This is a genomic window from Timaviella obliquedivisa GSE-PSE-MK23-08B (genome assembly GCA_019358855.1).
Lineage (GTDB): Bacteria > Cyanobacteriota > Cyanobacteriia > Elainellales > Elainellaceae > Timaviella > Timaviella obliquedivisa.
The window spans coordinates 122,250-132,331 of record JAHHII010000011.1 but is presented as its reverse complement, the minus strand read 5'-3'; the positions used below and the strand labels follow the sequence as shown (position 1 = coordinate 132,331).

Below are 10,082 nucleotides of genomic sequence, written 5' to 3'. Positions count from 1 at the left end.
TTGAACAAAGATTATGAACACCTTCCGCAGACCTCAGAGACTCTGATCTATCTGGCGATGATCCGGATTATGGTGAGGCGATTGGCGTAAAATCTGACTTGCCATAACTTTTCAAACATCCTCTTAGATAATTACCACTGCTTCAACGGTGGCAGTTCGATCGGGGGCGATCGCTGTAATTGCCCATCGGAGGGGCTGCCCCTGAGCTTGAAGCTGTGCCAAAACCAGTTGCTGCAATGCTGCTGGCGTGGGCTGAAGCGCAACCTCAAAAGTTATAAATTGCATTGCCGTCATCAGGCTTCCCTTTTCTAAACAGCGCTACTTCTTAACTTTCTGAAACTGACCAAATTGCAGATAATACACGCGATCTTCTTTCTCAGTCTCAATTCTCAAATCAGATCGAGGGTAAGAAACGCACAACAGCGCATAGCCCTGTGCCTGCAAGTCTGGACTAAGACCCATACCCTCACTCTGTTCTACGGTTCCTGACAGCACTTGAGCAGCACAGGTCGTGCAGACTCCAGCGTTGCAGGCAGAAGGAAAGTTCAAACCCGCTGCATCTGCTGCCGACAGAATAGTCTGATCTTCGGGCACGGTGAGAGTCTGGGTGCTGCCCTGGTGAAGGATTTCAACGGTGTAGGTGGTTGCCATGGATGTTAGGTAAGAGATAACCGCTTGAATAGCTTACAGGGTATGGGGTACAGAAAATTATTCTATGGGAAAGGTGCGATTGAACTCCTCGATTAAGTCATCGACTTCTTCGATCGCCTGGTTGACATCAATTCTTAAGGTACCTAAATCAGGCTGCTCTAACAAGCGCACCAGGGAATCCCGTTTACTGGCAATTAGGGCAAAGCGATCGCGCAATTCTTGAGGATTAATTTGATTGTCTGACATGGGTTTAGGCTCCGGATAATCTATCAAAATGGTTTTGCAACCCCAATATCGTGAATAATTGGGGAGAAGAATGGTGGACTCTTAAGATATGTTACGTCAAATTTCTCTTGGAAATGTTGGTTTGGTGGTAGGCGGTGTTTTAGCAGTGATGGGTTTTATTGCCTATGGGGTGCAAAACTCGACTTTAAATTTAATTGGTTTTTTCTACGGAATTCCCATTTTGCTGGGCGGTCTTGCCTTGACAGCCTCTGAACTGAAGCCCGTGCCTATGCCGCCGTCCTCGCCAGAAGTTTTGGCACTTCGAGAAAAAGAGGCAACCGATACTCAAAATCAAATTCGTAAAGATGTGACTCGGTATCGCTATGGGCAGGAAGCTCACCTGGATGAGGTTTTGAAGCGCTTAGGCTTAAGCCCAACCGATGACGATCGCCCCATTTTGAATCACATTCGGGAGCAAAACTGGGACGGCAACTACGCGCTCATCTTAAAGTTTTATTCTCCTCTGATTCCCTTAGAGACCTGGCAGGAAAAGCAGGACAAGCTCACTCGTTTTTTTGGTCCTGGAGTGCGAGTTGAACTGATCCCGCTTGCTGAGGAAGAAGTTGAAATGGCGTTGATTACCGCCCCCGAAACGGCGATCGCGGGTAGGTAAAGGCTGAGGTTAACTAAAATTTAAAGGGTTGCGATCGCGGTTATTTCGATCCTTAAGCTTCTCTTAAGCCTGAAGCATAAGGATAAGAAGTTGTAACAGTTAACACAAAGTTCTTGTGTTCTGAGAAGGTATCGTGCATAAGTTTAAGTGAACCCTCAGACAACCCAGATATGAGTCCAGAGTTTATGAGCAGCCAGCCCACACCGAATTACGTAGAAGACGATCGGACAGGTCTTAGCGTGGACACGCTCAAGCGTGCCATTGCCGACAACCTTTACTACATTCAAGGGAAGGACGAGAAATTCGCAACGCTCTATGACTACTACATGGCGTTGGCATATACCGTGCGCGATCGCCTTGTGCATCGGCGGATTAAAACTGCCCAAACGTATTTCAATAGCGACACCAAAATGGTGTACTATCTCTCAGCCGAGTTCCTGATTGGTCGCCTCCTCATCAACAACCTGATCAACCTCGGCATCTACGAACCTATTAGCGAAGCCCTCAAAGCTTCTGGCTTAACCCTAGACGACCTCATGGAGCGAGAAGAAGAGCCAGGGCTAGGCAATGGGGGCTTAGGACGACTAGCAGCCTGTTTTCTAGATGCAATGGCGACTCTTCAGATTCCAGCCATGGGCTACGGGATTCGCTACGAGTTTGGTATTTTTGACCAATTGATTATCGACGGTTGGCAAGTCGAGCGCCCAGATAACTGGTTGCGCTTTGGCAACCCGTGGGAAATTGTTCACCCTGACTATATGGTCGAGGTCAAGTTTGGCGGGCATACCGAAGCCTTCACCGATGCAAAAGGACAGTATCGGGTGCGATGGATGCCACGAGTAACGGTTTTAGGAACACCCTATGACACGCCTGTGCCAGGTTATGGCAACAACACTGTGAATACACTACGCCTGTGGGCAGCACGGGCAGGCGAAGACTTTGACTTCAACGTGTTTAATGCTGGAGACTACACTCAAGCAGTCGCAGCAAAGACTTTCTCTGAAAACATTTCCAAGGTGCTTTACCCCAACGACAATACGCCCCAAGGTAAAGAACTCCGGCTTCAGCAGCAGTTTTTCTTTGTGTCTTGTTCGCTGCAAGATATCATTCGGCTTTACCTGCGCCAGCATGATACGTTTGATGCTTTTGCAGAGAAGACAGCCATTCAATTGAATGACACTCATCCATCGGTGGGCGTGGTTGAACTGATGCGGCTCTTGGTTGATGAACACGGTGTGGAATGGGATGAAGCTTGGGATATTACCCGTAAAACTTTTGCCTACACCAACCATACTTTGCTCTCAGAGGCGCTAGAACGCTGGTCGGTTGATTTGTTTGGGCGGTTGCTGCCTCGGCACTTGGAGTTAATTTATGAAATTAATTTCCAGTTCCTCGCTGAAATCCAGAAGAAGTATCCTGGCGATATGACGAAGCTACGGCGGATGTCGTTGATTGAGGAAGGGGATGACCAGAAAGTGCGGATGGCGCATTTGGCTTGTGTGGGGAGTCACGCTGTCAATGGTGTGGCAGAACTGCACACTGAGTTGATTAAGAAGGATTTGATGAATGACTTTTACGAGCTATGGCCCGAGAAGTTCCAAAACAAAACGAATGGTATTACGCCTCGGCGCTGGTTGTTGATGAGCAACCCAGAGCTATCAAGCTTGATTACTGAGAAAATTGGCGATCGCTGGATTACCCATCTCGATGACCTTCGCCAGCTTGAACCATTTGTTGAAGATGCCGAGTTCTGCACTCGCTGGCGCAACATTAAGCAAGCTCGCAAAGGCAAGTTAGCTGAATATATTCTCAGCAATAACGGTTTTGAAGTAAACGTTAACTCAATGTTTGATGTACAAATCAAACGCATCCACGAGTACAAACGTCAGCTTTTAGCGGCACTGAATATCATTGCCATGTACAACCGCATCAAAGCCAATCCCAGCATGGACGTGTTGCCTCGCACCTTCATTTTTGGCGGTAAAGCGGCTCCAGGCTATTTTATGGCGAAGATGGTAATCAAACTCATCAACGCTGTGGGCGATGTAGTTAATAATGATGCTGATGTTGCCGGACGCATTAAAGTCGTGTTCTTGGCAAACTACTCGGTTTCATTAGGGCAATTTGCCTATCCTGCCGCCGATTTGTCTGAGCAAATTTCGACAGCAGGCAAAGAGGCGTCGGGGACAGGCAACATGAAGTTTGCCCTGAATGGAGCGCTGACCATTGGCACGTTGGATGGTGCGAACGTGGAGATTCGAGAAGAAGTGGGGGCTGAAAACTTCTTCCTCTTTGGCATGACGGCTCAAGAAGTTGTAGATTTGCGCAACAAAGGCTACAAGCCAATGGAGTACTACAACGCGAACCCAGAGCTAAAGCTAGTCATTGATCAGCTTTCGTCGGGGTATTTCTCGCCTAAAGACCGAGGGCAGTTCATGGCGATCGTTGATTCGTTGCTTTCTCGTGATGAATATATGCTGTTGGCAGACTTCCAGGCTTATAGCGATTGTCAAGAACGTGTTGCTGAAGCGTTCCGAGATCAGGATCGTTGGACTCGCATGTCGATTCTCAATGTTGCCCGCATGGGTAAGTTTTCTGCTGACCGGACGATCGCCGATTACTGCAAAAATATCTGGCAGGTAGAGCCGATGCCGATTAGCTTGGATGACCCTTTGCAGAAGGTAACTGGGGTAGAACTTAAGGAGCTTTCTAAGAGCTAAAAAAGTGGAGCCGTCTGGCTAAGGGAGTTGCAATTAAATAACGCCCCGAACCGCCCCCTAAATCCCCCATTCTGGGGGACTTCCGAACCTTTCAAAGTCTCCCAGAATGGGAGATTTAGGGGCTGAAAAGTCAATGCATTTCACTGGTGTTTTATTTTCACGCAACTCCCTAAGCTCTAGCTGAGACGGCTCTACTCCGGACTGTTTAACATTAAGAATGAAAAAATCTATTAAGTTCCTGGCTTGGACGATCGCTTGTTTACTCTTTTGGAGCCCGTCTGCGTTAGCTCAGGCGGTTTCTTGGTGTTCGGATACAGCTGTGGTTGATCAGCAAGCCGTGACTGATCAGCAGGCAGTGCTAATGGATCTAGCTCGAGCAAGAGTGGTTTATCTTGGTGAAACCCATGATGCTATTGCCGATCATCAAGGACAATTACAAATTATTCAGGCGCTATATCAGCGAGATCAGCGCATGGCGATCGCTCTGGAGATGTTTCAGCGTCCTTACCAACCTTTTCTTGATCAATACCTAGCAGGCGAAATTACTGAATTAGAACTTCAGAAACAGAGCGAGTATGACTCACGGTGGGGCTTTCCTTGGGAGTACTATGCGCCTATTCTGCGATTTGCTAAAGCGCATCAGTTACCCCTAATTGCCCTCAACGTCCCAACCGAAATTACTCGCAAGGTTGCTAGAGAGGGACTAGAGTCTCTGACCCTAAGCGATCGCCAATGGATTCCACCGGACTCAGAAATTCGCACGGATAACGCCGTCGCCTATCGACAAATGATTCAAGCCGTTTATGAAGAGATTCACCAGGGGCGGAGCGCCAGCAGCAGCTTCGATCGCTTTTTTCTGGCGCAAGTTTTATGGGATGAGACAATGGCAGAGGGTATTGCCAATTTCTCTCAAGCAAAGCCAAATCACCAAGTCATTGTACTGGCAGGGGAGGGTCATTTGGTTTATGGCTATGGCATTCCTAGCCGGGTGGCTCGACGGGTGGCAGGCATTATTCAGCGATCGGTGATTATCAATCCTGATGAAGGGATGGAAGTAGAGGGCGTAATTTCTTCGACCAATCCGCAGGGAATCACCGATTATTTTTGGTTAAGTGATAGCTGTAGGTCTTAGAGGATGTCTGAGAAGTCTAGATTGCTATCCGATCCGCCCCCTAGATCCCCCATTCTGGGGGACTTTGAAGGAGCATTGGTTCGGAAGTCCCCCAAAATGGGGGGTTGGGGGGCGAGTGTAAGAATCTTTGATACTTCTCAGACATCCTCTTAAGCTTTTGCTAGTTTGAGTAATAGCAGATTTGACCCTACTCTGTCAGCGTTCCCATCGCTTTTATTTGAGGTGGGCTAACCGCTGTTTAATGCTTTGGTAGCGATCGCCATATTTCGCGGTCAAGCGTTCATCGACAGTCGCAACTTTTTTGTTCAACTTGGCTGATTGTTCAGGCAATACTGTGTCTCGCAGCAGGGTGACTACTGCTAGGGTAAGCGCTTTGGCGATCGACCCAATTGTTGTTGAGCCTGCCTTAACTTCAGCGATCGTTTCACCCAGAGCCGGACGCAGAATCTCCTTAATTTTGGTAGCTCTTTGACGACCTTCAGTTTTCATAGCTTGAAAATCTTTAACCATGCGATCTTTCATTGTGTTGGGAATAGCATTAGGAACAGGATTAGACATAGTAAGACCTCTGAAGAAATGAATATAGCCTAAATAACCGAGTGAGGCGATCGCCCGTTAAACAGTGGGCTGAACGGTAGAAATTTCGCTCTGCTTTTGATTTTTGAATCGATCTAACAATAGCTGAGAAACTTCAGCAACGACCAACGTCGCTAACAATCCATCATCTACCCAACCCACAATCGGCAATACATCTGGGGAGATATCAAAAGGACTCAAGAGATAGGCTAAAGAAGCGGCAATGATCCACCCGCCATACTTGGGATGACGAATGGTGTTGCGAAACCAATTGTGCATCAACTTAGAAACCAGCGGAACTGCAAATTTAGGTTTCATCGCCCTTTGTCCTTCACTCATTATTTTGCTCTATGTCTCTCATCATGATGGATAGGCTGAGAAATGTCTGGTCGCAAAAACCGATAGATTAATCGTGTTCTTACACCGCCCAAACCGTTCCCAGGAAACCGAATAAGTTTAAAGATTCCGATAAACCCACCTTGTCAATAAGTCACCTTACTATGTCCAAACTAAACCCACTTTAGGCAGTGAAGTAAAAACAAGAAGTCTGACTCTGTTGAGGTTTAGCAGAATGATAGGGAAGGGCGATCGCCCCTTCAGTGTCACTATAAGTTTAATTGATGCAAAAAACAGCTTCGAGCGTCGTAAAAAGATCATGAACTGTGCTGAGTAGCCAGAACTAGCGCGTAAATTAGTGTGTATTCGGACAAAAGAACCCTTTTACGGCTAATCCTATGTTCTTACCCTGGTTTCCCTGTTCTGCTCGGCTTATTCTTTTACTTAGTATTCTTCTTGGATTAGGATTGCCTATTTTATCGGCACAAGCTTTTCAGCTACCTCATTTCAATCAGCTTTCCTTACCTACCAATGTGAGTCCACACAATTTTGACCCGCCCGGTGATCCAGTTCCTAAGGGCACTCGAGGCGCGGGTTCTCGAGGCATTGTTTACAAGCCAAGCTTTCCTAAACTGTAGGATTAAATCTGTTGATAAAATTCGCGCACTAAGAATTCTTCAATGAGTTTTTGGTTCTCTTTGCTTTCCGATTGTTTGAGATATTCAATCGCAATTCGCCCGGCAGTAGAATGTTGATGAGTTGCAGAAACCAGTAAACGAACGGTTTGGCGGAGTTGAATTTTTTCTAATTGTTGGGTGGCAATGTTGGGTAAAACAACTGCCGCGATCGCCAAGCCGAGGCTTGCGGGTATCATGGGCAGCCACCACCCTTGCAGAAATGCCAAATAAGCTCCGCCCACTATTCCGACGATCGCCATTACTCCTGCAATGGCGATTACTCTGGATGTTTTGATCTGCCAAGCCAAAGCCGCGCCCACCGTCGCGCTCAGGAAAATCCATAGCCACTCTATAGGCTCATCTAAGACTTTTAGAAGCGGACGTTCCCCTAAAGCCGCATCTATTAACTGACTGATTGCATTAGCATGGAGAACAACGCCCGACATTTGAGTCGGAACTCCAACAATTCGATTGCTATAGGAAGTTTGGAACAAGTCGTTAACGCTTTCGGCAGTATAGCCAATCAGCACAATGCGATCGCGCACGCTTTCAGCAGGAATACGATTTGCTAATACATCTGTCATCGACAGCGTCACAAATTGCTGCCGTGTCCCTCGAAAATTCATCAAAATTTGGTATCCTGCTGCATCTGTGCGCACGTAGCCGCCATCGTCCGAGCGAAAGGGTATCAAGATTGCCTTCCCCAATTGCATTTGACGGGAGTGATGGGAGCGGGGTTGAGGAACGATCCCCTTAGTTTTAAGATAATCGATCGCCAACCGTAGCCCTAAACTAAACTGCACCTTTCCTTCAGCGCGGACTGAAAGTAAAGCACGGCGGACTTTACCGTCACCATCTAAAACTTGGTCAGCAAATCCTACTTGCTGACGCTCCATCAAAATTGGCGACTGTCCCACTCGTTCGCCAGTAATTTTATGAATCCCAATAATATTGTCAGAATTTTGAAATATTTGATTAAGCTCAGTTTGACCGGGCGCAGTTGATAAATCTCGATAAATATCTAACCCAATGGACTGTGGCTGGTATTGCTGAAGATTTTTTAGCGATGTTGCGAGGACGCGATCGGACATAGGATATTGTCCAATTTGTTGTAAGTCCGCCTCCGCGATCTCGACCAAGGTAATCCGCGCATCGATCGCTGCTGGAGGGCGAAGTTGAAAAAAGCGATCGAGAGCCATCCACTCTACGCCCTGCAACACGCCCGTTAATCGTAGAACAAAGATAATGCCCGTTACACCCGCAGCAATTCCAGCAATCCACCGTCGCCCGAGCCTTAAATTTTTAGTGCTGTTGCGAGCAGATTGGTGAGCATTTAACAAAATTTGGCGAGCATCTTGAGCGGCTTTGAGAGCAAACTGTGCTTTTTCGCGCTCTAACTTTTCTACTGCCAGGTCGGTTTCAACCGATCGCTTGGCAAAGTCTTGGCTAGCACTAATGAAACGATAATCCAGGTCGCTCAGCATTCGATTGGTCTTCCAAACCATGGCTTTTTGCAACTCTGCCCCTTGTAATAAGTAGGACTCGTTTTGCTGCTGCGACCCCAACCAGGCGTTGAATTTGGGTGTGTAGGGACGTAGGTTTTCGAGTTGCTCGGTCACCCACAACGGGTTGAAAACCTTCTGATAGATGGCGTTTTTAACCTGTAAAATGCCATGTTGAGAAACGACGAGTCCTGACAGCAATAGCTCAATGTGTTCGGGACTATCGTCGTTAGAAATTCCCTCGCCCGCCAAAATCCGCTGATAGATGCCGAGCAGACGACCTGCCATAGCTTCGTTGTATAGGAGACGATCGCGGATGGTGCGCAAATGCTCAGGCTGATCTTGCGTTGTCCAGTTAGCAATAATTTGAGACTGGACGACCTGTTCGACCCAATAGCCTTCGGTTCCTGTCGGAATGATGACGGGGCATCGGCTGACAGTATCGCAAGTCTCGACCACTAACCGACAGAGCTTTTGGGTTAAAAAAGGCTGCCCTTTTGTCCAGTGCAAAATTTCTCGCAGTACGCCCTGAGCATTGTTAACCCTGGTCGTTAAGCCTGCCACCAGAGGAACGGCCTCGTCTTCTTGAAAACCCTGTAGCTCGATCGCTCGACCAATATTGAAGGGTGTGCGATGGCGATCGCGCATTAAATCAGAAGGAATTGTGACTCCAAACAAAGCCCAAGTCAGACGGTTGTAGGTGGGTTGGTCGGCGCGTTGATTGTAGCAATAGCGAATTAGTGCAAAAAAGTCATCGACTGGAAAGTTCAAACTCAAAGCACTATCCACCTCATCGACAAAAATCACCAGATGCTCATGGGGATAATGAACCTCAATAATTTCCTCTATTAATAGATTTAACTGCCGTAGCGGAGAAATACTACTGTGCTCTTGCCACCAGAGTTTCAGGTTCACCTGATGCCACAAGTTAAGGCTCCGTAACAAGTCGGCTGCTAAGGTTTTATACCACTGCTGAGGCGTTAGATCTTGGCTGCCAATACTGGTCATATCTAACGATGCAGAACGAATGCCTACCTGTTTTAGTTGGTGCTGTGTCCTGACGCGCAAGCTAGACTTACCCATTTGGCGTGCATTAAAAACGTAGCAAAACTCACCTGCAACAATGGCGTTGTACAGTTCAGTGTCAGCCCGGCGAGTTACATAGCTAGGAGAGTTTAGTTTGAGACTGCCCCCAACCTGATATTCGTAGTGCATTGAGTTTGAACCGACACGTAAAGGAATTGTGTACTACGTTACACCGAACAGGATTCTTGGCGATCGCTTTTTCCGGCATACTTATATTCGCTGAAGTTACCAAACCTTTTGCATACTGAGATGTGACTGCCAACACTAGACTCGTTTGTTGCTAGATATCTTTAGAGGATGTCTGAGAAGTCTAGATTGCTATCCGATCCGCCCCCTAAATCCCCCATTCTGGGGGACTTTGAAGGAGCATTGGTTCGGAAGTCCCCCAGAATGGGGGGGTGGGGGGCGAGTGTAAGAATCTTTGATACTTCTCAGACATCCTCTTAGTATTCTCTTAAAGTTTGGTCATGCACCCAAGTATTATTCACCGCAGTTCCCAGTAAG

The 10,082-nt window shown here is 47.3% G+C and carries 11 protein-coding genes; 5 read left to right on the top strand and 6 right to left on the bottom strand.

The features are described from left to right. Positions 1-90, top strand: a 90-nt coding sequence (locus KME11_18050; GenBank protein ID MBW4517112.1) for a transposase, incomplete at its 5' end; no start/stop codon positions are given. A 33-nt stretch (positions 91-123) separates the two neighbouring features. On the opposite strand, the gene KME11_18045 is transcribed toward KME11_18050, so the two are convergent. From KME11_18045 to KME11_18035, 3 genes are read right to left on the bottom strand one after another with little or no spacing between them, the layout of a single operon-like run. Then, positions 124-294 (bottom strand): hypothetical protein, encoded by a 171-nt coding sequence (locus KME11_18045; protein MBW4517111.1) that lies wholly within the window; start codon positions 292-294, stop codon positions 124-126. Positions 295-318: 24 nt separating this feature from the next. Beyond that, complete coding sequence (locus KME11_18040; GenBank protein MBW4517110.1) at positions 319-651, bottom strand: 2Fe-2S iron-sulfur cluster binding domain-containing protein; 333 nt, start codon at positions 649-651, stop codon at positions 319-321. 57 nt (positions 652-708) lie between these two features. Then, the gene (locus KME11_18035) at positions 709-897 is read right to left on the bottom strand and encodes a hypothetical protein (protein ID MBW4517109.1); all 189 of its coding nucleotides are present in this window, start codon (positions 895-897) and stop codon (positions 709-711) included. Between the two features lie 88 nt (positions 898-985). Here KME11_18035 and KME11_18030 point away from each other — a divergent pair, with 88 nt between their 5' ends. The 3 genes from KME11_18030 to KME11_18020 all read left to right on the top strand — a co-directional run bounded on the left by KME11_18030 (position 986) and on the right by KME11_18020 (position 5,401). Continuing rightward, the gene (locus KME11_18030) at positions 986-1,549 is read left to right on the top strand and encodes a DUF2854 domain-containing protein (GenBank protein ID MBW4517108.1); all 564 of its coding nucleotides are present in this window, start codon (positions 986-988) and stop codon (positions 1,547-1,549) included. A gap of 170 nt (positions 1,550-1,719) precedes the next feature. Next, entirely contained in the window at positions 1,720-4,269 is a 2,550-nt protein-coding gene (locus KME11_18025; GenBank protein MBW4517107.1) for a glycogen/starch/alpha-glucan phosphorylase, read from the top strand. A 217-nt stretch (positions 4,270-4,486) separates the two neighbouring features. Then, positions 4,487-5,401: a ChaN family lipoprotein gene (locus KME11_18020; protein MBW4517106.1), complete on the top strand. Its 915-nt coding sequence runs from the start codon at positions 4,487-4,489 to the stop codon at positions 5,399-5,401. Between the two features lie 213 nt (positions 5,402-5,614). On the opposite strand, the gene KME11_18015 is transcribed toward KME11_18020, so the two are convergent. Then, the gene (locus tag KME11_18015; protein ID MBW4517105.1) at positions 5,615-5,959 is read right to left on the bottom strand and encodes a hypothetical protein; all 345 of its coding nucleotides are present in this window, start codon (positions 5,957-5,959) and stop codon (positions 5,615-5,617) included. Between the two features lie 57 nt (positions 5,960-6,016). After that, complete coding sequence (locus KME11_18010) at positions 6,017-6,295, bottom strand: DUF1232 domain-containing protein (GenBank protein ID MBW4517104.1); 279 nt, start codon at positions 6,293-6,295, stop codon at positions 6,017-6,019. A gap of 416 nt (positions 6,296-6,711) precedes the next feature. Here KME11_18010 and KME11_18005 point away from each other — a divergent pair, with 416 nt between their 5' ends. Next, the gene (locus KME11_18005; GenBank protein ID MBW4517103.1) at positions 6,712-6,951 is read left to right on the top strand and encodes a hypothetical protein; all 240 of its coding nucleotides are present in this window, start codon (positions 6,712-6,714) and stop codon (positions 6,949-6,951) included. Positions 6,952-6,953: 2 nt separating this feature from the next. On the opposite strand, the gene KME11_18000 is transcribed toward KME11_18005, so the two are convergent. Next, a complete protein-coding gene (locus tag KME11_18000) occupies positions 6,954-9,707 on the bottom strand; it encodes a CHASE2 domain-containing protein (protein ID MBW4517102.1) in 2,754 nt (917 codons plus the stop codon). Positions 9,708-10,082: the final 375 nt, after the last annotated feature.